Genomic DNA, 25229 nt, shown 5'->3' with positions numbered 1-25229 from the left:
GCGTCGAGGGGTGGGGTGGGTTTATCGGCGCGACTACCGCCTCGCCCCGCACGTCACCCCGGCGCAGGCTGGGGTTTCTCGATTGCAGGACAGGACAGGAATCGCCGGAGACCCCGGCCTGCGCCGGGGTGACGCCTGGGGGTCTACTCCACCCGCACCGCGCGCCAGCCTTCGCCGCCGATCGCTGCCTCGCCGACCGTCCCGCGATACTCGCGACCGCCCGCGGTGAAGTTGAGCGCGACGCCGCGCAGGCTGCCGGTCAGTGCCGTGCTGCCCAGCGTGCCGGTTACGTCCTGAAACCGCTGGTCGATGGTCAGTGTCACCGCGCGCCCGTCCGCCAGCGTCGCGCGCCACGTACCGCCCGCCACCGCCGGTACGATCCACAGATAGACGCGGCGGTCGCCGACCAGCCGTTCGCCGTCGGCGCGCCAGTCGCCGAGGTCGAAGGCGTGGGTGACGATCCGCGTGCCGGGTTTCAGTTCGGTCAGCAGACGCGGGCGCAGCGCCATGTTGATGCGTGGCAGCAGGTACATGGTAACGACGCTCGCCGGCCGCAGCGGCACGTCGAACAGGTTGGCGTTGGAGAAGCGGGCACGGTCCTGCAGGCCATGGAGCGCGGCGTTGCGGCGGGCGCGGTCGACCAGGGCTGCGTCGATCTCCACGCCGCTGGCGGCGGCCCCGCGCCGTGCCGCGGCGATGGCGATGCGGCCATCGCCCGAGCCGAGGTCGATGACGGTATCCGACGCGGCGACCTGCGCCATGTCGAGCATCGCCTCGACCACCGGTTCGGGGGTCGGGACATAGGGCACGTCATAATCGGGTTCGCGCGCGGCGATGCCGGTCCCGCGCAGAATGTCGCCCATGCCGTCGCCATAGGCGCTGCACCCGCCGAGCAGCGCGGCCAGCAGCAGCGCCGCGATCCTCACGCCGCGGCGACCCCGCGCAGCCACGCCGCCGTCTCGGCCGGATGGGTGACCGGGATCATGTGCCCGCCCGCGATCATGGTCAGTTCGGCACCGGGAATGACGGCAGCGGTCGGCTCGCCCTGCGTCCCCGGATCGAGCAGCTGGTCGTCGCGGCCATAGAGGATCGCGACGGGCAGGGCGATCGTGCCATAGCGCGGCACCAGCGTGGCGAGCGCGCGATTGGCGTCCTCCAGCTCGAACGCCCCCGCCTCGAAGCTCGCCGGGCGCAGCGCGGTCAGGCCGCCGCCGCGCGTGCCGAAGTCCAGCGGAACCGGATCGGGTGCGAACACCTGCTTCGAAACCGCCGGGCCGGTCAGCGTCGTGAGCGGCACGCCGACGGTCCATGCGGCGAGGCCGCGCAAGGGGGCAGGCGGTACCTTGCCACGGAACACCGGCGGCAGCCGCTCGACCTGTTGCGTCAGCGGCGCGATCAGCGCGATGCCGCGGATCTTGGCGGGCTGGTTCAGCGCCATCGTCAACGCCACCGCGCCGCCCATCGAATGGCCGACCAGCAGCGGCCGGTCGAGTCCCAGCGCGTCGATCAGGTCGGCGATCATTCGCGCCTGCGTCTCCAACGTCGGGTGCCCGCCCTCCACGGTCGAATGGCCCCAGCCGGGACGGTCGACCAGGATCAGCCGGTGGTCGGCGAGTTCGGCGGTCAGCGCGTAGGAGAAGTTGCGCAGCTGGCCATAGATGCCGTGGAGCAGCACGATCGCCGGACCATCGCCGCCGGTGTCGACATAATGCAGCCGCCCGCCCGGCACGTCGACGAACGCGCCGTCGGCCGGGACCAGCGCCTCCGCCGCACCCGCCGCCAGCGCGGTCCACAGCGCGAGGCCGCCGCCGATCAGCGCCGTCGTCATCGCCGCCTTCTTGAACACGTCTTTCATGCGTCATCCTCCCGCGTTGCCGGGGATACGCTCGGGCGTGGCGGAGTGTCCATCGGATACGTTTCAGGCGTCCTCCAGCGCCGCCTCGCGCTCGGCGGCCTGGCGCGCCCACATCTCGGCATAGGTGCCACCGGCGCGCAGCAGTTCGGCATGCGATCCGCTTTCGACCACGCGCCCGTTCTCCAGCACGACGATGCGGTCGGCATGGACCACGGTCGACAGGCGGTGGGCGATGACGATGGTGGTCCGCCCGCGCTCGATCGCTTCCAGCGTGTCGAGGATGTCGGCCTCGGTCCGGCTGTCGAGCGCGCTGGTCGCCTCGTCGAGGATCAGCACCGGCGGGTTCTTGAGCAGCGTGCGCGCGATCGCGACGCGCTGCTTCTCGCCGCCCGACAGCTTCAGCCCGCGTTCGCCGACGCGCGTGTCGAATCCCTGCGGCAGGCTGGCGATGAACGGCGCGATCGACGCGCCCTGCGCCGCGCGCGCGATATCCCCGGTCGTGGCACCGGCGCGGCCATAGGCGATGTTGTAGCCGATGGTGTCGTTGAACAGCACGGTATCCTGCGGCACGATCCCGATCGCCGAGCGCAGCGACGCCTGCGTCACCGCGGCGATATCCTGTCCGTCGATGGTGATCCGTCCGGCGGTCGGATCGTAGAAGCGGAACAGCAGCCGGGCGAGCGTCGACTTGCCCGCGCCCGATGGCCCCACCACCGCCAGCGTCGTACCCGGCGGAATGTCGAGGTCGATGCCGTCCAGGATCGTTCGCCCGTCACCATAACCGAAGCCCACGCCCTCGAACCGGACGTGTCCCCGACCGACCACCAAGGTCGGCGCGCCGGGCGCGTCGACGACGTCGGCCGGGGTATCGATCAGGTCGAACATCGCGCCCATGTCCACCACCCCCTGCCGCACGGTGCGATACACCATGCCCAGCAGGTCGAGCGGGCGGAACAGTTGCGTCAGCAGCGTCGACACCAGCACGATGTCGCCCGGCGTGAAGCGCCCGCTCGACCAGCCGAACACGATCAGCGCCATGCCGCCGCCCAGCATCAGCGCGGTGATGAGCGACTGGCCGATGTTGAGCAGCGCGAGTGAATTCTCCGACTTCACCGCCGCATCGGCATAGCTGGCGACCGCGCGGTCGTAGCGCGCCGCCTCGCGCTCCTCGGCGCCAAAATATTTGACCGTCTCGAAATTCAGCAGCGAATCGACGGCGTGCGCCACCGCGCCGGTGTCGAGGTCGTTCATCCGTTCGCGCAAGGCGGAACGCCAGTCGGTGACCCAGCGGGTGAACACGATGTAGCATACTACCATCGCCATGGTGCCGCCGACCAGCCACGCGCCGAACCGCGTGCCGAAGATCGACAGGACCAACCCCAGTTCTAGGATCGTCGGCGCGATGTTGAACAGCAGGAAATACAGCATCGTGTCGATGCTCTTGGTGCCCCGCTCGACCACCTTGGTGACCGCGCCGGTGCGGCGTTCGAGGTGGAAGCGCAGCGACAGCGCATGGAGGTGGCGGAACACCGACGCCGCCAGCCGCTGCGTCGCATCCTGCCCGACGCGTTCGAACACGACGTTGCGCAGATTGTCGAACAACGTGCCGGCAAAGCGCGCCGCGGCATAGCCCGCGACCAGCGCGACGACGAGCCACAGCGCGTCGCGCGACCCCGCCGCCATCGTGTCGATCGCGCCCTGCAACGCGAACGGCGCGCCGTACACCTGCACCAGCTTCGATGCGACCACCAGCAGCAGCGCGGCGACGATGCGCACCTTCAGCCCCGTGGCGCCGGCGGGCCACAGATAGGGGAGGAAACGGCGGAGCGTCGCCAGCATCGGCCGGGTGGGACCGGAGGCGGAATGGGTTTCTGGCGGCATTGCAAGCGCCATTTGGGGAAGCGGGCGCGGGCGTGCAACGGTTCGTCGGAACAAGCGGCTTCCACAGGTATTGAAACCGGTGGAAGGAGACGACGAATGGCACCTCTGGTCTATGTCATGGCGATCCTCGGATGCGGCGACGACGGCGCCGCCTGCACCCGCGAGCGCGTCGCTCCCGCCAGCTATCAATCGGTCGCAGAGTGTCAGGCGGCGATGCCCGCAATGCTCGCCAGCAACACCGACCTGTCCTATCCGGTAATCAGCGCCGCGTGCGAACGCGGCGGGCAGTTCGTCGTCGAAAATGCGAAGCGGGGCAAGCCGCGCCAGGGCTGAGCGGGCGACCGGTCGGCAACAGGCCACTCCCCCTGCGGGTTCGTAACCCGGCTCAAGTCCAGACCTCTGCGAAATTCTTGAACAGACCCAACTCCTGGCCGCATCCCGGCGAAGGCCGGGGTCCAGTTGGAAAGGCTTTTCGGTATCTTGCCGATGCTCCCCAACTGGGCCCCGGCCTTCGCCGGGGTACGGATTGAGGGCGTTCGCAGAGGTTTCATTCAAGTCCGGGGTAACAATATGAAGGAGGCGGTTGATACACCATTGGTCCGCGCGTGGACGATGGAGTATCGCCGCCAACCTGTCGCTACTTGACGCAATGCTCGCCTCCAATTACTTACATCATTGTAAGTAGTGGAGTCGGACATGGCGACGCAGGGAATCGACACGGTACAGCCGCTCCGGCGCGACTGGGGCACGGCATGGGCAGCGCTCCGGCGTCTGCTCGCCGATGGCAACGACACGGTGCAGGTGTTCCGCATCATGCGCGCGCTCAACGCCGATACCAGCCATCGCAACTATGCCCGGTTGCTGGGCGAACCCGGCGGCGGGCGGATCGCCTATGACCATGTCGAACTGGCCGAGCGGTTTTCCGATCGCAGCTGGATCGACGCGCTGCCCGACGGCAGCGTCGGCGCGCACTATCGCGCGTTCCTCGACCGTACCGGCTTTTCGGCGCAGGGGCTGGCCGAGATCAGCGCCGCCGACAACGAAGGCTGGCGCGACGCGGTGCATCCGGTCGCATGGTTCGGCCGGCGCGAGCGCGACGTCCACGACATCTGGCACGTGCTGACCGGCTATACCGCCGAGGAGCATCTGGGCGAGGCATGCCTCGTCGCCTTTTCCTATGCGCAGACCGGCGGGCTCGGCTGGGCGGCGATCGGGCTGGGCGCGGCGCTGAAATCGCTGCGGATCACCGGCGAGCGCGCGTTCGCGAAGGCGGTATGGGAAGGCTATCGCAACGGCCGCCGCGCGCGCTGGCTGCATGCCGAGGAATACGAGGCGCTGCTGGCCGAACCGCTCGACGCGGCGCGCCGGCGGCTGAACATCGCCGAGCCGGTGGCCTATCATGCGGCGCAGGCCCGGTTGCGCGAGCAGGGGCTGGCGGGGATTTGAAACTGCGCGTGGCGGCGCGGGTTCACGGTAGAGCCGGACAGTCGGCATCGTCTTCACCCCGGATCACGTCGAGGCCTTTGCGAAAGCCCTCAATCCGTACCCCGGCGAAGGCCGGGGCCCAGTTGGGGGACATTGGTAAGATACGGAAAAGCCTTTCCAACTGGACCCCGGCCTTCGCCGGGGTACGGCGAAGGGTTGGCTCTGTTCGAGGCTTTTGCAGAGGTCTAAATCACGTCCGGGGTGACCTTATCGCGTAAAGGGCGTTCCCGCCTCGTCGCCGCCTATTTCGCCAGCGCGGCGCTCGCCTGTGCCTCGCCGCGATCGCGCACGGCCTTCGCCCGCGCCTCGGCCTGCTTCTCGACCAGCTTCGCTTCCTCGCGCAGCGCATCGGCGCGGACCTTGAGCCGTTCGGCGTCGTAGCCGCCCGCCTGGCCGGCCTGGTTGACCAGCCCCTCGGCCTCGACCTTCATCTGCGCGGTCTGATTCTCGGCGGAGGCCTCGATCGCGTCGGCTTCCGCATCGGCCTGATCGCGCAGTTGGCCGGCGCGCTGCTGTTCGGGGGTCTGCGAACCGCACGCGGTCAGCGCGAAGGCGGCAGCAGCCATCAGGACGAAACGGGGCATCGGCAATTCCTGTCGTAATTCGCCTGTTCCAATTCCCCACCGCGCGGAAAGTTTCGTTCGTATAACGTTGTAGTCCGGCGGCAAGGGTTTCGCGCGGCGGGCCGCACCGCTAACGGTCGACGCCGGATGCTGACCCGCCTGACCCTGACCGATTTCCGCAACCATGTCGGCGGCACCATCGAACCCGGCGCGGGCTTCGTCGTGCTGAGCGGTCCCAACGGCGCGGGCAAGACCAACGTGCTGGAGGCGGTGTCGCTGCTCGCGCCCGGACGGGGGCTGCGCCGGGCGCCGCTGTCGGACATGGCGCGCGAGGGCGGGGCGGGCGGCTTCGGCGTCGCCGCCGACCTGATCGGCGACGTGCGGCTGGGCACGGGGACGCAGGCGAATGCGCCCGAACGGCGGATCGTGCGGGTCAACGGCGCGGGCGCGGCGGCGACCGCGCTGGCCGAATGGCTGTCGGTGCTGTGGCTGACGCCGACGATGGACCGGCTGTTCGTCGAACCGGCGGGCGAGCGGCGGCGGTTTCTCGACCGGATGACGCTGGCGCTGCTGCCCGGTCATGCGACGCAGGCGACGCGCTACGAAGCGGCGATGCGCGAGCGCAACCGGTTGCTGGCGGAGGATGCCGCGCCCGATCCCGACTGGCTGTCGGCGCTGGAGGCGCGGATGGTCGAACATGGCATGGCGCTGGGCACGGCACGGGCGGAGTGCGTCGCGATGCTCGACGACCGGATCGCCGCGCTGCCCGCCACTGACTTTCCGCGCGCCGCGCTGGCGCTGGAGGGGTGGCATGGCGATGCGGGGCTGTTCGCGCGCGAACTGGCGGCAGGGCGCGCGCGCGATGCCGCGGCGGGACGGGCGCTCAGCGGACCGCATCGCGCGGACCTGATCGTCACCGACCGCGACCGCGGCATGGCCGCCGCGCGCTGTTCGACCGGCGAGCAGAAGGCGTTGTTGCTCGGGCTGGTGCTGGCGCATGCCGAACTGGTCGCCGACCGCGCCGGGCGGCCGCCGGTGCTGTTGCTCGACGAGGTGGCGGCGCATCTCGACCCCGGCCGCCGCGCCGCGCTGTTCGCCCGGGCGGCCGGGGCAGGGCAGGTGTGGCTGACGGGCACCGAGGCGGGGTTGTTCAGCGACATTCCCGGCGACGCCACCCGCTTCGAGGTCGCGGACGGGCGGATCGACCGGGTGTAGCGCACGCTGCCCGCCGTTCGAATCGACCGGATCAAACGCTCAGGTCTCGGCTGGCATCCACGGCAGCGCCGCTGGACTCGCGCCTGCGCGGGAGTGACGCTGGAGTCCGATCCATCCTGTTCGAACCGGGCGTCATCCCGGCGAAGGCCGGGATCTTCCGGTGGTAGCGCGGAGCACGAGCCGATGGAGACCCCGGCCTTCGCCGGGGTGACGTTTCCCATGCGGACGGATCAAGCCCTGGAAGCCGGCAGCGATGCGGTTCAGTAGAAGCGCAGCTCGCCCGGTAGCCGGTCGGGCGTTTCGCCGCGCAGCTTGGCTAGCGTAGCCTCGATCACCCGGCCGAGTGCGGCGGTGTGGAACGGCTTGGCGACGCAGCCGACGATCAGCGGGTGGTCGGCGCCGTCGGGGCAGTTGCCGCTGAGGAACAGGCACGGGATGCCGCGCTCGGCCAGCGCCGTCGCGGTCCGGCGCCCGCAATCGCCATTGGCCAGCCGCACGTCGCACAGCGCGATGTCGGGCCGATCCGCGGTCGCCAGCGCCAGCGCCTCGACCTCGGTATCGGCGATGCCGGTGACGACATGGCCGTGCAGCGCCAACGCGTCCTCCACCAGCATCGCGACCAGCGCCTCGTCCTCGACCAGCAGGATGCGCAGCGGTTCAGCCATGGGCGCGACCGGGGATGAGGATCGTCAACTGCCCGGCGCCGTCGCGGGCCACGTCGGCGCGCAGCTGCCGCGCGAGGCCGCGCACCAGCCGTCCGTCGTCGATCGCGGGACGCGGCCGGCCCATGTCCGTGCCGGTCAGCGTCAGGCGCAGCGCGTCGGCGGTCGCATCGATGGCGACCTGCGCCAGCGCGTCCGGATCGACGGCGATGAAGGCATGGGTCAGCAGCGCGACCGCAGCCGCCTGCTCGATCGCGAGCGACGGGTTGCCGGTGCCGAGGATCGCGACGGGTTCGTCGTCGGTGCGTTCGGCGATCGACCCGATCAGCGCGACGATGTCGATCCGGCTGGGGCTGTCGGTCGCATAGAGCGGGCGATGCGCGGCGGCGAGCACCTCCAGCCGCGCCGCCGCGTCGGCCAATGCGCCGCGCGCGCTCCCGTCGGTCAGGTCGGCGGCGCCCAGCCGGACGACCGCGACCGCGGTCTGCAGCGCGTTGCGCACGCGGTGGTTGAGTTCCGCGAGCAGCCGTTCGCGCACGGCGATCCCCTCGCGCAGCTCGGCCTCGATCCGCAGCCGGTGCTTGGCGAGCGCGACATAGTGGCACACGGTGCGGATGAACGCGAGCTCGTCGGGCTCGAACCGGTCGCTCCAGCGCCTTCCGAAGCTGAGCGTGCCGAGCAGCGTCGACCCGTGCATCAGCGGGGTGCAGACATAGGCGTCCACGCCGAGCGCGCGGACGAACTTCGCCATCGGGTCGTCGGACCGCTGCACGCCGAAGGTGGCGATCGGCCGGCGATCGCGCGCGACGCAGCCGCACACCGCCTCGCCGATCGCGAGGCGTTCGAACGACGCCGCCTCGGCCGAGGTCAGCCCGCCATGGGTTTCGAGGAGCAGCGCATCGCCGTCGAGCCGATAGTTGAAGAAGACGTCGAGCCGCAGTTCGTCGGCGATCAGCGTGAACAGGTCGTCGACCATCCCCGCCGGGTCGTCTGCCGCGAGCAGCCGGTCGGCCGCCTCGCCCAGCAGGCGCAGATGGCGTCGCGGCATGCCGTCGACGGCCATGTCGGTCGATGCGGGATCGATCATCGGGCGTTCTTAACGGCCGGATTCACCAGTAGCCATAGCCAATCGGCACCGGTCGCCCCGCGCAACCTTGACCATCGGGCCGCCTTCGCCTATTTGCCGCAACGCAGCGACGCTTTTCAGGCAGCGTGATCGGACCCCGCGGGGTCTCGGCTCCGCGTCGCGGCTCCAACCGGCTTCCCCAGTCACGCGGGTGGCATTTTTTGCCCCGCTGCCCGTGCGCCCTCGCTGCGCCACGGGTGCCGGAAGTATTTCAGGAAATTCCATGTCCTTCCAGTCACTCGGCCTGTCGAAGTCGATTCTCGACGCGCTCGCCGCCAAGAATTACGAAACCCCCACCCCGATCCAGCGCGACGCGATCCCGCTGGTACTCGAAGGGCGCGACCTGCTGGGCATCGCCCAGACCGGCACCGGCAAGACCGCCGCGTTCGTGCTGCCCTCGATCGACCTGCTGGTGAAGGCCAATGTCCGTCGCCGCCCGATGCGCTGCCGGATGCTGGTGCTGGCCCCGACGCGCGAACTGGTCAGCCAGATCGCCGACAACGCCCGCGCCTATGCCAAGCACAGCAAGCTGACCGTCGCCACCGTGTTCGGCGGCGTGCCGGTGCCGCGCAACATCCGCGACGTGGCGGCGGGCGTCGACATCCTCGTCGCGACGCCGGGTCGCCTGCTCGACCTGATCGACCAGAAGTGCCTTGGCCTCGGCGAACTCGAGATCCTCGTGCTCGACGAAGCCGACCAGATGCTCGACCTGGGGTTCATCCACGCGCTGCGCCGCATCGTGTCGATGGTCCCGAAGTCGCGCCAGACGCTGTTCTTCTCGGCCACCATGCCCAAGGACATTCGCGAGCTGGCCGACAAGTATCTGACCGATCCGGCCACGGTGCAGGTGACGCCGGTGTCGTCGACCGCCGAGCGCGTCGAACAGTACGTCACCTTCGTCCAGCAGGCGGAGAAGCAAACGCTGCTGACCATGTTCTTCCGCAATACCAAGATCGACCGCGCGCTGGTGTTCACCCGCACCAAGCATGGCGCCGATCGCGTCGTGAAGCTGCTGGCCGCGAACGGCATCGCGTCGAACGCGATCCATGGCAACAAGTCGCAGCCGCAGCGCGAAAAGGCGCTGGCCGCGTTCCGCGAAGGCACCGTGCCGATCCTGGTCGCGACCGACATCGCCGCGCGCGGCATCGACGTGTCGGGGGTCAGCCACGTCGTGAACTTCGAACTGCCCAACGTGTCGGAACAGTATGTTCACCGGATCGGCCGCACGGCTCGTGCGGGCGCGTCGGGCGTGGCGTTCAGCTTTTGCGCCGATGACGAGCGGCCGTTCCTGAAGGGGATCGAGCGGCTGACCAAGCAGAAGATCGACGTCGTGCCGCTGCCGGCCGACTTCGTCGAGCAGGGTGCCAAGATCAAGGCGAGCCGCGCCCCATACGCTCCCGATCGGCCCGAGCGCCTGCCCAGCGAGCGCGGCCCGGCCCGTCCGCGGGCGACCCATGCCCATGGCGCCAAGCCGGCGCATGGTCGCGGCGGCCCGGTCGGCAACCCGAGCCGCGGTGGCCAGCCGCAGCGCGCCGAAGGCCAGGGCGGCGGCGGTCGTCCGCCGCAGCGTGAGGCCGGTGCCGGCGGTGGCGGGCGTCCGGGTGGCGCTGGCCGTCCGGCCGGCGGCAGTGGCGGCGGTGGTCGCGGTCGCGGCGGCCGGGGGCGCGGCGGTGGCGGCGGCGCTCCGCGCGCTTCGGTGTAACGATAGGCCCCGGCAGGCAACTGCCGGGGTTTTTCTATCAATCCTCCCCGTGCCGGGGAGGATTTTAGAGTTCGCGTAGCGCCCGGGCCGGCCGCGCACCCAATATCGGCAGCGCGCCCAGCAACCCGATCCCCACCGTCACGCCGACGCCCACCGCCAGCGTCGCGGCGATCGCGCCGTAATCGGGCAGCCAGTCGAACGCGAACAGTTCGACCACCACATACCAGCCGCCCGCGATCCCGATCGCGGCCGCCAGCGCGGCGAGGATCACGGCGAGCAACAGATATTCCAGCGCCTGCGCCGCCAGTATCTGCCCCCGCGTCGCGCCCAGCGTCTTGAGGATCACCGAATCATAGGTCCGCGTCTCGCGCGCGGCGGCGATCGCGCCGACCAGCACGGCGATGCCGGCGAGGATCGCGATGCCGGCCGCCGCGGCGATCGCGGTCGCCATCTGCGACACGATGGTGCGCACCTGCCCGATCACCTCGCGCACCTCGACCACCGAGGTGGAGGGGAAGGCGGCCGACAGCGCGCGGACGATGGCGCGTTCGCGGCCCGGCGGCATGGTGATCGTCGCCGCCAGATTGTGCGGCACGTCGGACAGCGCGTCGGGGCTGAACACCATCACGAAATTGAACCCCATCGTGTCCCATTCGATCTTGCGGAACGAGGCGATGCGGGCGGTGCGTTCCTGCCCGGCGACGCTGATCGTCAGCGGATCGCCGAGCTTCAGGTTCAGCGCCTGCGCCATGCGTTCGTCGACCGACACCAGCGGGGGACCGGCATGGTCCGCCGGCCACCATTTGCCCGATACCAGCTCGCTGCCCGGCGGCAGGTCGGCGGCGAAGGTCAGCCCGCGTTCGCCGCGCAGCGCCCATGCGCCCTCGGGAATGGTCGTGAGGTCGGCGACGCGGGTGGTGCCATAGGCGGTGATCGTGCCGCGCATCAGGGGGACGGTCTGGACCTCGGCGCCGGGCTGGATGTTGGCGATGGTGCCGCGGAACGCCGATTCCCGGTCCGGAGGGACATCGAGGGCGAACAGGGCGGGTGCGCGGGCGGGCACGGTGCGTTGGATGTTGGCGTCGAGGCTGGTGCGGATCGCCGCCAGCAGCACGAACAGCGTCAGGCCGAGGCCCAGCGCCACCACCAGCGCCCCGGTCCGCGCGCCGGGGCGGTGCAGCGCGGCGACCGCGAGGCGCCACAGCGGGCGGCGGGCCCGTGGCAGGCGCGCGGCGCCCCAACGGATCAGCCAGCCAAGTGCCGACAACAGCAGGAGAAGTCCGGCAGCGGCGGCAAGAAACGCCGCGCCGAACCATGGCCGTTCGCTGGTCGCCAGCACCAGCGCGACGATCCCGGCAAAGGCCGCGCCCATCCATGCCGCCGCCTGCCACCGCGGCGCGCGCCGCCCGTCATGGACGCCGCGCAGCAGCCCGGCGGCAGGCACCGCGCCCGCCGCCAACAACGGCGGGGCGGCAAAGGCGAGCGCGATCAGGAGGCCATAGGCGGCGGCCTGCACCAGCGGCAGCGCATGGATCGCGAAGCGCGGCGCGACCGGCAGCACGTCGCCCGCCAGCGCGACGATCAGCGGCACGGCGGCGATGCCGATGGCGATGCCGATCAGGATGCCGATTGCCGAAACGACGACGATCTGAAGCAGATAGACGCGCGCGATCAGCCCGGAGGTCGCGCCCAGCACCTTGAGCGTCGCGATGCTCGACCGCCGCGTGGCAAGGTAGCTGGACACGCCGTTGCCGACCCCGATCCCGGCGATGACCAGCGCGGTCAGCCCGACCAGCACGAGGAACTCGCCCATCCGGGTCAGGAACCGCTCGGCACCCGGCGACGCGCGGTCGCGGGTGCGGCTGTCCCAGCCCTGCGCCGGATAGCGATCGGTAAACGCCTTGATCGCCGTCGCCGGGTCGTAGCCGCCGGCGATGCGGTATTTCGCTTCGTACAGGCTGCCCGGCGCGATCAGCGCGGTGCGCTGCAATCCCTCCAGCGACACCAGCGCCACCGCGCCCAGCGTGAAGCCTTCGCTCAGCCGGTCGGGTTCGTCGGCGATGATCCCGGCGACGGTGAAGCGCGCCGTGCCATAGCGGACCGGGCCGCCGACGCGCAGGTTCAGTCGTTCGACCAGCGCCGGCCCGACATAGGTCTCGGTCGGCGACAGCGGACGGGCGGTGCCGCCTTGCAGGGTCAGCGTGCCGTAGAGCGGGTAGGCGGTATCGACCGCCTTCAGCTCGATCGGGGCGGTGTCGCCGCCGAAGTTGGCGGCCATCGACTGCATCCGCACCGTTTCGGACACCCGGCCCAGCCGCGCCATCGACCGGCGTTCGGCGGCGTCGGCCGTCCGCTGCGACACCGACAGTTCGATGTCGCCGCCCAGCAGGCTCTGCCCGCGCGCCGCCAGTTCCTGCGTGATCGATCGCGTCAGGCTGCCGATCGCCGCCAGCGCGCCGACGCCGAGGATCAGGCAGACCAGCAGCAGCCGGAGGCCGCGGAAGCGTGCGTCGAGTTCGCGGCGGGCGAACGTCCACGCCAGTCGCCACCCGGTCATTGGGCACCCGCAGGCAAGTGCCGCTCCGCGACATTCGGCGTACCCCCGCGCAGGCGGGGGTCCAGAGCCGCGAAGAACCGCCGGTCGCGTTTGTCGCCCTGGACCCCCGCCTGCGCGGGGGTACGAACGGGGGGCGCTGGCAGCGCCCTCACCGGCCGGTGTCCCGTGCGATGCGGCCGTCGGCCAGTTCGACCACCCGGTCGCAGCGTTCGGCGAGCGACGGGTCGTGGGTGATGACGAGCAGCGTCGCCTGCGTCGCGGCGCGGCGTTCGAACAGCAGGTCCATGATCGCATGGCCGGTCGCGCGGTCGAGATTGCCGGTCGGTTCGTCGGCGAACACCAGCGCCGGCCGTCCGGCGAGCGCGCGGGCGATGGCGACGCGCTGCTGCTCGCCGCCCGACAGCTGCGCGGGATAATGGTGGAGGCGGTGGGCAAGGCCGACCGACTCCAGTTCGGCCCCGGCCCGGGCAAAGGCGTCGGTCATCCCGGCCAGTTCCATCGGCACCGCGACGTTTTCCAGCGCGGTCATCGTCGGCAGCAGGTGGAAGGCCTGTAGCACGATGCCGATGCGCCCGCGCCGCGCGCGTGCCAGGTCGTCCTCGCCCATCGCCCCGAAATCGGCCCCGGCGACATGGACCTGCCCGCCGCTGGCGCGTTCGAGGCCGGACAGTACCGCCATCAGCGACGACTTGCCCGATCCCGATGCGCCGAGCAGCGCGACGCTGGACCCGGCGGGGACCGCCAGGTCGATGCCGTGGAGGATGGCGGTCGCGGCGTCGCCATCGCCCAGCGTCAGGGTGACACCGCGCGCGTCGATGACCATATCGTTCGGAACCGAGTGCATGGGAGATTTATCGCCAGTGACGAAGCAGGGACTTCCATATGCGGGCACGTTCGCCATTCTCCAAGGCGCGTTGCTGCTGGGCGCGTGCAATCAGCCCGATTTGACGGAGGGCAACGACGCGATCCCGGTGAACGTCGCCGCCGACGCGACGCCGCGCCCGGTCGGTGCCCAAGCGCCGGTCGCGGGGCCGGAGCGGCTGGTGCTGGCGTTCGGCGACAGCCTGTATGCCGGATACGGGCTGGCGCGCGGCGACAGCCTGCCCGACGATCTGCAGGACGCGCTGCGCGCCGACGGGATCAACGCGCGGGTGGTGAATGGCGGGATTTCGGGCGACACCAGCGCGGCGGGGCGGCAGCGGCTGGCCTTCACGCTCGACCGGCTGGATCGCAAGCCCGACCTCGTGCTGCTGGGCCTGGGCGGCAACGACCTGCTGCGCCAGATCCCGCCGGCCGAGACGCGGGCGAACTTCGTCGCGATGCTGGACGAGCTGAAACGGCGCGACATTCCGGTGGTGCTGACCGGCATGATGGTGCCGCCCAATCTGGGACCCGACTATGCCGCGGCGTTCAACCGCATCTGGCCCGACATGGCGAAGCGATATGGCGCGACGCTCGATCCGTTCATCCTTGCCGGGGTGATCGGCAACCGGCAGCTGATGCTGCCCGACGGCATCCATCCCAATGCGCAGGGCGTCGACCGGATCGTGGCACGGCTCGGCCCCGTGGTGGCAGAGCGGCTGCGGCCTTAACCCTATTACAAACAGCCGCAGCTATCCCCGACCCGAATCGAACATATCGGGGGAATTGATGGTAATTCGGGTGTTGCTGGCGCTGTCGTGCAGCGTGATGGCGAGCGTGGCGGGTGCCGCGCCGGTCGAACCGGGGCAGCAGCCGCCGGGGTCGGACACGGTGACGACCGGCGTCGCGAAGGGGCGCGACCGGCTGGACAGCGCGACGTCGACCAGCGTTTTGCGCGAGGCGGAGATCGCCAAGCTGTCGCCGCGGTCGGTCGGCGAATTGCTGCGCGACATTCCCGGCGTGCTGGCCGAGGCGCCCAATGGCGAAAGCATCGCCAACATCACGATCCGCGGCCTGCCGCTGTCGTCGTCGGGCGCCAAGTTCGTGCAGTTGCAGGAAGACGGCCTGCCGGTCATGGAGTTCGGCGACATCGTCGGCGCCAGTTCGGACAGTTTCCTGCGCGTCGACCTGAACCTCGCGCAGGTCGAGGCGATCCGGGGGGGATCGGCGTCGACCTTCGCGTCCAATTCGCCGGGCGGCATCATCAACTTCATTTCCAAGACGGGCGAACGCGACGGCGGTGCGATCGCGCTGACCGGCGGGCTCGATTTCGACCAGTATCGTGCCGACGTCGATTACGGCGGCCGCCTGTCCAGCACCGTGCGCTTCCACGTCGGCGGCTTCTACCGGCAGGGTGAAGGGCCGCGCCGGATCGGCTTCGACGGGCAGCGCGGCGGCCAGATCAAGGCGAACATCACCCGCGAGTTCACCGGGGGCTATATCCGGCTGTACGGCAAGTATCTCGACGACCGCTCGCCCTTCTACGACTCGGTGCCGTTCCGGGTCAGCGGCACGAATGACGATGCCGAACTGAAGGCCGTGGCCGGTTTCGACCCGACCCGCGACACGCTGTCGACCCGCGCGCTCCAGTCGGTGACGCTGCTGGACGAACGCAACGTGCCGATCACGCAGGACATCCGCGAGGGGCAGCGCGTCAAGGAACGCTCGGTCGGCGTCGAGGGGCAGTTCACGCTGGCCGACTGGACGATCACCGAACGCTTCCGCGTCGCGGCCCGCTCGGGCGGGCTGATCGGTCCGTTCAGCAGCCAGTATCTGACCCCGGCGGCGGCACTGACGCGGCTGGGCGCGACCGGCGGCAGCTTCCGCTATGCGACGGGCGCCAGTGCGGGACAGATCGTCGCCGATCCCGCCGCGCTCAACGGCAACGGGCTGATCGGCATCTACAACATCCGCAACCGTCGCCAGGCCGATGTCGGCAACGTCACCAACGATCTGCGCGCCAGTCGCGTCTGGAACCTGGGCGAGGGCGCGCTGACGACCACCGCGGGCTTCTATGCCGCGCGGCAGGCGATCGACACGTCGATCCTGTACGGCGTCGCGGTGACCGAAGTGAAGGGCGGCGGCGATGCCGAACTGCTCGACGTGTTCACCGCCGCGGGCGTGGCACGGACCGCCACGGGCATCTATGCCTATAACCCGCTGTCGGGCACGCAGCGCCGCACGCTGCGTCTGGACTACAGCGTCAACGCGCCGTTCGCGTCGGCCAACTACAAGATCGGCCGGGTGTCGATCGGCGGCAGCCTGCGCTACGACTTCGGCGATGCCAGGGGGCAGGTGTTCGGCGTCGAACTGGGCGGCGGCCGCATCGGGCAGGTCGTGCGGGACATCGACGGCGACGGCGTGATTTCCGCCCCCGAACAGCGCGTCGGCGTGACGCCCGGCGCACCGGGGCTGGTCGATTACAGCTATCGCTACCTGTCCTATTCCACCGGCGTGAACTTCCGCATCGCCGAACCGCTGGCGGTCTTCGCCCGCTACAGCCGCGGCGCGCGGGCCAATGCCGACCGCATCACCTTCGGCACGGTGATCGACAACGCCACCGGCGCCCTGGCGGTCCCGTCGGCGGCCTATGACCCGGTCAGGCAGGCCGAGATCGGCGTGAAGTACCGCCGGTCGAACCTGACGCTGAACCTGACCGGATTCCACGTCGATGCGCAGGATTCGAACATCAACACCTCGACCGGGGCGGTCATCGCCCGCGACTACAATGCCAAGGGGCTCGAGTTCGAAGGCGGCGTCCGGTACGGGATGTTCAGCCTGAACGGCGGCGCGACCTATACCGACGCGGAAATCGTCCGCGACCGGGTCGATCCGACGGTCAACGGCAACAAGCCGCGCCACCAGGCCAGCCTGATCTTCCAGGCGACGCCGCAGATCAGCACTGATCGCTTCGCGGTGGGCGCGGTGTTCATCGGCACGACCGACAGCTATGCGCAGGACGTCAACCTGCTGAAGATGCCGGGCTATGTCACCACCAACGCCTTTGCACAGGTGCATGCGACCGAGCGGCTGCTGCTGTCGCTGAACGCGACCAACCTGTTCGACGTCGTGGCGCTGACCGGGATCGACGAGGACCGCATCCCGGCCAGCGGGATCGTGCGCGGACGGTTGCTGACCGGCCGGGCGATCTCGGCGACGGTGCGGCTCGACTTCTAGAGGCTGATCGACATTCAGGCCGTACCCCCGCCTGCGCGGGGGTACGTGAACCAGAAGGCTCCTGATCCTGCTGGATGGCGCTCCAATTCGCTGAATGTCGATCGGCCCTTAGGGAGCGACATTCACCAGCGTCTCGTCAGCCGAACGGGCGGTCGATCGACGGTTGCGGCAGGGTGAACCATGCCGCGCCGTCGTCGGTCACGTGGAAATGATCCTCCAGCCGGATGCCGAAGCGGTCGGGGACGACGATCATCGGCTCGTTCGAAAAGCACATGCCGGGCTCAAGCGGCGTCGTGTCGCCGCGCACCAGATAGGCCGGTTCGTGGATCGACAGGCCGATGCCGTGGCCGGTGCGGTGCGGCAGGCCGGGCAGGCGATAGTCGGGGCCGAGCCCCTCGCGCACCAGCAGCGCGCGGGCGGCGGCATCGACCTGCTCGCACGGCACGCCGGGGGCGGCGGCGGCGAAGGCGGCGGCCTGCGCGGCGTGTTCGATGTCCCAGATCGCGCGGACTTCGTCGGCGACCGGCCCGAAGGCGTAGGTGCGGGTGATGTCGCTGTGATAGCCGCCGACGCGACAGCCGGTGTCGACCAGCACCAGTTCCCCCTCCGCCAGCGCACGGTCGCCGGGCAGGCCGTGGGGAAAGGCGGTGGCGCGGCCGAACTGGACGATGCAGAAGAACGACCCGCCACCGCCGATCGCGCGGTGCGCGTCGTCGATGAAGCGGACGACCTCGCTGGCGAGGATGCCGGGCCGCAGGATGCGCGCGGCGGCGGCCTGTACCGCCAGCGTCATGTCCTTCGCCTGTTGCAGCAGCGCCAGTTCGGCGGGCGACTTGCGGCTGCGGCAGCCGTCGATCGCCGGTGCGCCGTCGAGGAGCGACAGGCCGTGGCGGGCGAGCTTCTGCCCCCAGGCGAAGGGCAGCAGCGGATCGATCGCGAGGCGCGCGCCGACGGGCAGCGCGTCGCGGACCAGCGCGGTCGGATCGGCATCCTCCTCCCACAGCAGCAGGTCGGCGGCGATGGTCAGGTCGGCCTCCAGCGTGCCGCGCTCGAACGCCGGACAGACGATGCGCGGGGTGCCCGCGACGGGCAGCAGCAGCGCGACCATCCGCTCGCTCGGCCCCCACGGAATCCCGGTGAAATAGTCGAGCGACGCGCCGGTATGGACCAGCAACGCATCGGCGCCGGCGGCCTCGGTCAGCGCGCGGGCGCGCTCGATGCGGGCGCGGCGTTCGGCGGGGGTGATCGACGGGGCGGGCGTGGCCCAGGGTTGGAGCGCCGCGAGTTCGGTCGCTGCGGTCGATCCGCCGATGGTCATGCCTGCTGGTCCTTGTGCGGGGTGCGGAGGGGATCGACCTTACGCCGACCCGTTTGGGTTGAGTAGTCATTGTGATTGTCGGAATGGCGGATGGGAGACCGGAGGTACGGGTACTTCGATACGGGCCTTCGACAAGCTCAGTCCCTACTCAGCATGAACGGTTCATGAGATTCCACATGGGCTAAGCCAAGCTTGGCTACCCGCACCGGCCCCACCCACACCGATTGGTTCGAGCAGCTTCGAGCTTGTCGAGAAGCGTCCGTCGAGAACGGGCTGTTTGGGGCAGGCGGGTTCTCGACAGGCTAGGACCGATCGACGTTCAGCGAACTGGAGCGCCATCCAGCAGGATCAGGAGCCTTTCTGGTTCACGTACCCCCGCGCAGGCGGGGGTCCAGAGCCACGAATGTCGTCCTGCCGTTACTCTGGACCCCCGCCTGCGCGGGGGTACGGCCTGAATGTCGATCGGTCCTCGAACTGAACGGGAGAGGGCGGGTCTTCCCGTCGGCGCTACCTCCCGCGGAACCCCGTTCTCGACAGGCTCGAACCAAACGGAACTTCTTCGGGGAAGTACCTGCGCTCACCCGACGCACGAATGTTGCGCAATCGCTTCGACGGGTCCAGCGTGCGGGCAACGAATAACAGGGGGGAGTGAGGATGTTCGGACCACGCAAGACGCTGGCGAGCGCGGCGGCGCCGGAGGGGCGGCTGGCCAAGACGCTGGGCTGGCCGCACCTGATCGCATTGGGGGTCGGCGCGATCGTCGGCACCGGCATCTATACGCTGACCGGGGTGGGGGCGGAACGCGCCGGGCCGGCGGTGATCCTCGCCTTCGCCATCGCCGGGGCGGTCTGCGCCTGCGCGGCGCTGTGCTATGCCGAACTGGCGACGATGATCCCGGCGGCGGGCAGCGCCTATACGTTCAGCTACACCGCGCTCGGTGAGACGGTGGCGTGGGTGGTGGGATGGAGCCTGATCCTCGAATATTCGCTCGCATGTTCGACGGTCGCGGTCGGATGGTCGGGCTATCTGGTCGGATGGGTGCAGGCGGTCGGCGTCACGCTGCCGCCCGAACTGCTGGTCGGGCCGCATGGCGGCGGCATCGTCAACCTGCCCGCGGTGCTGGTGGCGCTGGCGGTGATGGGAATGCTGCTGTTCGGCACGCGCGAGAGCGCGACGCTGAACATCGTGCTGGTCATCATCAAGCTGGTGGCGCTCACGGTGTTCGTCGCCTTTGCGCTGCCCGCGTTCGACGGCGGCAACCTGCAACCCTTCATGCCCTATGGCTTCGGCAGTACCGAGGTCGACGGCGCCAAGCGCGGCGTGATGGCGGCGGCGGCGATCGTGTTCTTCGCCTTCTACGGCTTCGATACCGTCGCGACCTCGGCCGAGGAGGCGCGCAATCCGGGTCGCGACCTGACGATCGGGATCGTCGGGTCGATGCTGGTGTGTACCGTGATCTACATGGCGGTCGCGGTCGCCGCGGTGGGGGCGGTGCCGTTCCGCCAGCTGGCCGACAGCCCGGAGCCGCTGGCGCTGGTGCTGCGCTCGCTGGGGCAACCGGGCGCGGCGTATCTGATCGCGCTGGCGGCGGTGGTCGCGCTGCCGTCGGTCATCCTCGTGATGATGTACGGGCAGAGCCGCGTGTTCTTCGTGATGGCGCGCGACGGGTTGTTGCCGCGCTGGCTGTCGGCGGTCAGTCCGCGTTCGGGCGCGCCGACCCGGATCACGCTGCTGACCGGCGTCGCGATCGCGGTGATCGCGGGCCTCGTGCGGCTCGACCGGATCGCCGAACTGGCTAATGCCGGCACGCTGATCGCGTTCATCGCGGTCGGGGCCAGCCTGATGATCCTGCGCCGCCGTGCGCCCGATGCACCGCGCCGGTTCCGCTGTCCGGCGCCGTTCGTCGTCGGATCGTTCACGATCCTCGGTTGCCTGTACCTGTTTTCCAGCCTGCCGATGACGACGCTGTTCTGGTGCGCGGTGTGGAACGCGGTCGGGCTGGCGTTCTACGCGCTGTACAGCCGGCGCCACAGCCTGTTGCGCCGGCCGGCGGGCTGACGGCCTACCGGGCGGACCCGGCCGGCGTCATCGAATAGGGCGCGGCGCCGGGGCCGGTCGCCCATGTCCTGTTCGGGGTCGGCCCCATGACGAAGCGCAGCGTGCCGCCGGCCATGATCTCGTCCTGCGAAATCCAGGTGCGGTCGAGCTTGCGGCCGTTGAGCGTCGCCGACTGGATATAGACGTTGGCGGCGCTGTTGCCCGGCGCCTCGACCACGAAGCGCTTGCCGTTTTCCAGCGCCAGTTCGGAACGCCGGAACAGCGGCGAACCGATGACATACTGGTTCGCGCCGGGCGTCACCGGATAGAAGCCCAGCGCGCTGAAGACGTACCATGCCGAGGTCTGGCCATTGTCCTCGTCGCCCGGATAGCCGTCGGGCTGCGCGGCATAGAGGCGGCGCATGACGTTGCGCACATGCCACTGCGTCTTCCACGGCGCGCCGGCATAGTCGTAGAGATAGATCATGTGCTGGATCGGCTGATTGCCATGGGCGTAATTGCCCATGTTCACGATCTGCATCTCGCGGATTTCGTGGATGGTGAAGCCGTAATAGCTGTCGTCGAATTTCGGCGGGCTGTCGAACACCTGGTCGATCTTCGCGACGAAGGCGCGGTCGCCGCCCATCAGGTCGATCAGGCCGCGCACGTCCTGGAACACCGACCAGCTATAGTGCATCGAATTGCCTTCGGTGAAGGCGTCGCCCCATTTCAGCGGGTTGAACGGCGTCTGGAACGTGCCGTCCCGGTTGCGCCCGCGCATCCAGCCGACCGTCGGGTCGAACAGCTTGCGGTAGTTCTGCGCACGGGCGCGGAACATCGCCGCGTCGTCCTTCTTGCCCAGCGCTTCGGCGAGGCGCGCGATGGTGAAGTCGGCATAGGCATATTCGAGGGTGCGGGCGGCGCTTTCCTTGATGCCGACGTCGTAGGGGACGTAGCCGAGGCGGTTGTAATATTCGACGCCCTCGCGCCCGACCGCGCTGATCGTCTTGCCGTCCGCCGATCTGGGGCGGCCGACGCTGGTCGTCGCGTTCTTTTTGATCGCTTCGTACAGCGTTTCGATGTCGTAGCCGCGAATGCCCTTGAGATACGCATCGGCGATGTTCACCGCCGAGTTCGATCCGATCATCACGTCGCGGTGGCCGGGGCTGGCCCATTCGGGCAGCCAGCCGGATTCGCGATAGGTGTTGGCGAGGCCCTCCATGATCTCGCCGTCGAGCTTGCGCTCCATGATCGTGAACAGCGGGAACACTGCGCGGAACGTGTCCCAGAAGCCGTTGTCGGTGAACATCGGTCCGGGCAGCACCTGCCCGTTATACGGGCTGTAGTGCACCATCTTCCCGGCGCGGTCATATTCGTGGAAGCGGCGGGGGAAGAGCTGCGTGCGGTAGAGCGCCGAATAGAAGGTGCGGACATTGTCGATGTCCGGATCGTCGACCTTGTAGCGGCCCAGCAGCGCGTTCCACGTGGCGCGGGCCTTTTCCTTCGTCGCGTCGAAGCCGTCGCGGCCAAGCTCGCGGTCGAGGTTCAGTTGCGCCTGTTCGGCACTGATGAACGAGGAGGCGACGCGGACGTTCACCTGTTCGCCCTTGCGCGTCCGGAACCCGATCAGCGCGCCGACGCGCTTGCCCTCGGCCGTCGTCACCCCGCTCTGGCGCCTGAAGCCGTCGCCGAAGGTGTCGGCGACGGCGAAGTCGCGGTCGAACTCCAGCACGAAGTAGTTTCTGAAATTGGCCGGCACCCCGCCGCTGTTGTTCTTCGCCCAGCCGATGATGCGGCGCTGTTTCGGCAGGATGGTGACCGCCGATCCCTTGTCGAACGCGTCGAGCAGGATCCAGCTCTGGTCGCTTTCGGGAAAGGTGAAGCGAAACTGCGCGGCGCGTTCGGTCGGGGCGATCTCGACCGTGGTGTCATAGTCGGCGAGGTAGGCGCTGTAGTAATAGGGGCGGGCGGTTTCGGCCTTGTGCGAATACCACGACGCGCGGTCGGCCTCGGCCAGTTTCGGCGCGCCGGTCATCGCCATCAGCGAGAAGGCGCCGTAATCGTTCATCCAGGGGCTCGGCTGATGGGTCTGCTTGAATCCCCACAGCTTGCTGTCGCGGTAGCGATAGGCCCAGCCGTCGCCGGCCTTGTTGGTGGTCGGCGTCCAGAAGTTCATGCCCCATGGCAGCGCGATCGCCGGATAGGTGTTGCCGTAGGACAGTTCGTACGTCGAATCGGTCCCCATCAGCGGGTTGACCAGATCGGCGGGATCGGCGCGGCGCTCCTGCGCGGTCGCCGGGGCGAGGGTGCCGAGGATCAATGCGAGTGCGGTGGCGGCGGCGGTCAGGCGGGGCGGGGCCATGAACACGGTCCTCTCTCTCAACGGGTCGGCAGATGGTGGCGGGCGCGATCCCAGAAGGCGGGATCGAAGGTGGCGGCGGCGCCGATGATCGCGGCGTCCTCGGTATCGGTGTGGACCGCGAGCGCGGTGGCAGGCAGCGTCGCCGCCAGCGCCGGGCCGAACAGGTCGAACGCCCCGCAGATGCGCCCGCCGAGCATGACGGTGCCCGCGCCGAACCGGGTCACCCATGGCGACAGGATCGTGCCGAGGCTGGTGCCATATTCGGCGAAGATCGTGCCCGCCGCCGCGTTGCCGGCGCGCGCGGCTTCGGCGCCCGCCACGATGGTATCGACCCCGTCCAGCCGGTCGCGGATGCGCGCGGTCAGCCAGCGGGCGGAGACATGGTCGTCGGCGATGCCGTCGCCAAAGGGCAGGTGCCACAGCGATCCGTGCGGCGGCACGTCGTCGCCGTCGATCGCCGGAATGCCGTGGCGCAGGAACGCCGAGCCCAATCCGGTGCCGAGCGTGACGCCGACGACGTTGTCGTCCGCCGGCGCCGCCCCGATCGCCACGCAGCCGATCGCGAAGGCGGTCGCGTCGTTCAGGAAGCGGACCGGGCGCGCGAAGCGCTGTGCCGCCGCCAGCGCCGCGCCGACATCGACGTCGTTCAGCGCGGTGAACTTCGCATTGCCGGCGAAATGGCCGATCCCGGCGGCATAGTCGAACGGCCCGGGCATCGCGATGCCGATGCCGGTGACGCGGTCGGGGCCAACCCGGTCGATCACCGCATCGATTGCGCCGGCCCATGCGGCGATCAGCGTATCGCGGTCGTCATCGGGCGCGCAGGGGTCGTGGCGATAGCTGTCGGGCAGCAGCGCACCGCGATCGTCATCGGCGATCGCCGCCGCCGCGACATGGTGTCCGCCAATATCGACCCCGACGATCATCCACCCTCCTGTCGGCCGCGTGGCGGGTTCGCCATCGCTTCGTCGGTCGTGTAATCCATTACATCGGGCCGCGCCAAGGGTAATTCGTGCGTGGTTGCAGGCGATCCGGCGTTGAGGTTGCCGTCCCGTACCCCGGCGAAGGTCGGGGTACGGTGAGCGCTGGACGATCGTCGCGTATTGCCGCGCAGGCGCGAATCCGGGGTGATGCGGCCGTCTCGTTTTCGGGCTCTGGACCCCCGCCTGCGCGGGGGTACGATCGGGTTCGGGTTGCACCGTCAGTGCGGCGTGCTGCTCTGGCGGACGATCAGCGCGTGGGGCAGGACATGGACGGTGTCGTCGGCGCCCTTGCCCTCGATCCGGTCGATCAGGATCTCGCATGCCTTGGCACCCATCGCCTCGGCTGGCTGGGCGATGGTGGTCAGCGACGGGGTGGAGTGGGCGGCGAAGCTGATGTCGTCGAAGCCGGTGATGGCCAGGTCGTGCGGCACGCGCAGCCCCTGCGCCGTGGCGGACTGGATGGCGCCGATCGCCATCTCGTCGTTCATGCTGAACAGCGCGGTGGGACGATCGGGCAGGGCGAGGAATTCGGCGGCCGCATTGTGCCCCGATTCCATCGTCCAGTTGCCGAAACGGACCAGCGCGGGGTCGAACACGACGCCCGCGGCGTCGAGCGCGGCGCGATAGCCCTTCATCCGGTCGACCGCGTGCGGATTGGCCGCCGGGCCGCTGATCGCGGCGATGCGGCGGTGGCCGGCGGCGATCAGGTGGTCGACCATCTCGCGCGCCGCGCCGGCATTGTCGATGCGGACCGAGGGCGCCTGCGTCAGTTCGCAGCCACAGGCATGGACGATCGGATAGGTCGCCGCCCGCTGGCGCGCGTTGAAGCCGTAATCGGGACTCAGCTGGATCACGCCGTCGGCCAGCCGGGTTTCGACCAGCTGTTCGTAATGCGCCTCGCGGTCGCGGGAGTCGCGCGTGTCGCCGAGGAACACCGAGTAGCCGCGCCGCCATGCGATCGATTCGATGCCGGCGGTCACGTTGGCGAAGAACGGGTTGGCGATGCCCGGCACCAGCACCAGCACCGAAAAGGACCGGTCGGAGCGCAAGTTGCGCGCCAGCAGGTTGGGGCGGTAATCGACTGCCACCACCGCCGCCATCACCCGCGCACGGGTCGCCTCGGTCACCTTTTCGGGGGTGCGCAGCGCGCGCGACACGGTGGCGGTCGACAGGCCGGCCGCGTTCGCGACGTCGATGATGCTGCTCATGTCCGGTGCTCCCCCGCGTGATCGTTCTGCCAACCGCCGACGCCAAGTCAAGCGCGCCATGCCGGGGCACGGATGGACGACGCGCATACGCCGTGTGACGCATGTAATCCATTACATTATTCGCTTGCGAGCCCCGGCGATGCTGCCTAGTCTTCGCGGCAACGAAGCGGTTCCGGC

19 protein-coding genes are annotated in these 25229 nt (G+C 69.6%); 7 read left to right on the top strand and 12 right to left on the bottom strand.

Annotated features, from left to right (window positions below):
- Positions 1-143 precede the first annotated feature (143 nt).
- From QLH51_RS02510 to QLH51_RS02500, 3 genes are all read right to left on the bottom strand, one after another.
- Entirely contained in the window at positions 144-926 is a 783-nt protein-coding gene (locus tag QLH51_RS02510) for a class I SAM-dependent methyltransferase (RefSeq protein ID WP_125655160.1), read from the bottom strand.
- Complete coding sequence (locus QLH51_RS02505) at positions 923-1855, bottom strand: alpha/beta fold hydrolase (protein WP_125655162.1); 933 nt, start codon at positions 1853-1855, stop codon at positions 923-925. Before QLH51_RS02505 ends, QLH51_RS02510 begins: the two co-directional genes overlap by 4 nt.
- Before the next feature lie 63 nt (positions 1856-1918).
- Positions 1919-3736 (bottom strand): ABCB family ABC transporter ATP-binding protein/permease, encoded by a 1818-nt coding sequence (locus tag QLH51_RS02500; protein ID WP_125655164.1) that lies wholly within the window; start codon positions 3734-3736, stop codon positions 1919-1921.
- Positions 3737-3832: 96 nt separating this feature from the next.
- On the opposite strand from QLH51_RS02500, the gene QLH51_RS02495 reads away from it, so the two are divergent.
- Positions 3833-4069 carry a hypothetical protein gene (locus QLH51_RS02495; RefSeq protein WP_125655166.1) on the top strand — a complete coding sequence of 79 codons (237 nt, stop codon included), beginning with the start codon at positions 3833-3835 and terminating at the stop codon, positions 4067-4069.
- Between the two features lie 363 nt (positions 4070-4432).
- The gene (locus QLH51_RS02490; protein ID WP_125655168.1) at positions 4433-5182 is read left to right on the top strand and encodes a Coq4 family protein; all 750 of its coding nucleotides are present in this window, start codon (positions 4433-4435) and stop codon (positions 5180-5182) included.
- Between the two features lie 281 nt (positions 5183-5463).
- Here QLH51_RS02490 and QLH51_RS02485 read toward each other — a convergent pair whose 3' ends face one another.
- Entirely contained in the window at positions 5464-5805 is a 342-nt protein-coding gene (locus tag QLH51_RS02485; RefSeq protein WP_125655170.1) for a hypothetical protein, read from the bottom strand.
- Between the two features lie 126 nt (positions 5806-5931).
- Here QLH51_RS02485 and recF point away from each other — a divergent pair, with 126 nt between their 5' ends.
- Positions 5932-6999, top strand: a complete 1068-nt coding sequence (gene recF, locus QLH51_RS02480; RefSeq protein WP_125655172.1) for a DNA replication/repair protein RecF — start codon at positions 5932-5934, stop codon at positions 6997-6999.
- A 260-nt stretch (positions 7000-7259) separates the two neighbouring features.
- On the opposite strand, the gene QLH51_RS02475 is transcribed toward recF, so the two are convergent.
- Positions 7260-7664, bottom strand: a complete 405-nt coding sequence (locus tag QLH51_RS02475; RefSeq protein ID WP_125655174.1) for a response regulator — start codon at positions 7662-7664, stop codon at positions 7260-7262.
- Positions 7657-8748: a histidine kinase dimerization/phosphoacceptor domain -containing protein gene (locus QLH51_RS02470; RefSeq protein WP_125655176.1), complete on the bottom strand. Its 1092-nt coding sequence runs from the start codon at positions 8746-8748 to the stop codon at positions 7657-7659. The genes QLH51_RS02475 and QLH51_RS02470 overlap by 8 nt, the downstream gene beginning before the upstream one ends.
- Positions 8749-9010: 262 nt before the next feature.
- Here QLH51_RS02470 and QLH51_RS02465 point away from each other — a divergent pair, with 262 nt between their 5' ends.
- A complete protein-coding gene (locus QLH51_RS02465; RefSeq protein ID WP_125655178.1) occupies positions 9011-10489 on the top strand; it encodes a DEAD/DEAH box helicase in 1479 nt (492 codons plus the stop codon).
- A 64-nt stretch (positions 10490-10553) separates the two neighbouring features.
- Here the strand turns inward: QLH51_RS02465 and QLH51_RS02460 are convergent, their stop codons facing one another.
- The gene (locus QLH51_RS02460; protein WP_125655180.1) at positions 10554-13046 is read right to left on the bottom strand and encodes an ABC transporter permease; all 2493 of its coding nucleotides are present in this window, start codon (positions 13044-13046) and stop codon (positions 10554-10556) included.
- Positions 13047-13194: 148 nt separating this feature from the next.
- Positions 13195-13890, bottom strand: coding sequence for an ABC transporter ATP-binding protein (locus tag QLH51_RS02455; protein WP_206428851.1), 696 nt, complete (start codon positions 13888-13890; stop codon positions 13195-13197).
- On the opposite strand from QLH51_RS02455, the gene QLH51_RS02450 reads away from it, so the two are divergent.
- Both QLH51_RS02450 and QLH51_RS02445 read left to right on the top strand, forming a co-directional pair.
- A complete protein-coding gene (locus QLH51_RS02450) occupies positions 13889-14638 on the top strand; it encodes an arylesterase (RefSeq protein ID WP_125655182.1) in 750 nt (249 codons plus the stop codon). The two genes, QLH51_RS02455 and QLH51_RS02450, sit on opposite strands and share 2 nt — an antisense overlap.
- A gap of 58 nt (positions 14639-14696) precedes the next feature.
- The gene (locus QLH51_RS02445; protein ID WP_125655184.1) at positions 14697-17144 is read left to right on the top strand and encodes a TonB-dependent receptor domain-containing protein; all 2448 of its coding nucleotides are present in this window, start codon (positions 14697-14699) and stop codon (positions 17142-17144) included.
- A 136-nt stretch (positions 17145-17280) separates the two neighbouring features.
- Here the strand turns inward: QLH51_RS02445 and QLH51_RS02440 are convergent, their stop codons facing one another.
- Entirely contained in the window at positions 17281-18462 is a 1182-nt protein-coding gene (locus QLH51_RS02440; protein ID WP_125655186.1) for a M24 family metallopeptidase, read from the bottom strand.
- Between the two features lie 654 nt (positions 18463-19116).
- Here QLH51_RS02440 and QLH51_RS02435 point away from each other — a divergent pair.
- The gene (locus QLH51_RS02435; RefSeq protein WP_125655188.1) at positions 19117-20520 is read left to right on the top strand and encodes an amino acid permease; all 1404 of its coding nucleotides are present in this window, start codon (positions 19117-19119) and stop codon (positions 20518-20520) included.
- Positions 20521-20524: 4 nt separating this feature from the next.
- Here QLH51_RS02435 and QLH51_RS02430 read toward each other — a convergent pair whose 3' ends face one another.
- The 3 genes from QLH51_RS02430 to QLH51_RS02420 form a co-directional block, all read right to left on the bottom strand.
- Positions 20525-22861, bottom strand: a complete 2337-nt coding sequence (locus QLH51_RS02430) for a GH92 family glycosyl hydrolase (protein ID WP_125655190.1) — start codon at positions 22859-22861, stop codon at positions 20525-20527.
- A 17-nt stretch (positions 22862-22878) separates the two neighbouring features.
- Positions 22879-23787, bottom strand: a complete 909-nt coding sequence (locus QLH51_RS02425; protein WP_164516067.1) for an ROK family protein — start codon at positions 23785-23787, stop codon at positions 22879-22881.
- A gap of 275 nt (positions 23788-24062) precedes the next feature.
- Complete coding sequence (locus QLH51_RS02420) at positions 24063-25052, bottom strand: LacI family DNA-binding transcriptional regulator (protein ID WP_125655195.1); 990 nt, start codon at positions 25050-25052, stop codon at positions 24063-24065.
- Positions 25053-25229 lie beyond the last annotated feature (177 nt).

This window comes from Sphingomonas sp. 2R-10, assembly GCF_030062225.1.
GTDB lineage: Bacteria > Pseudomonadota > Alphaproteobacteria > Sphingomonadales > Sphingomonadaceae > Sphingomonas.
This window is presented reverse-complemented; position numbering and strand designations above follow the sequence as displayed.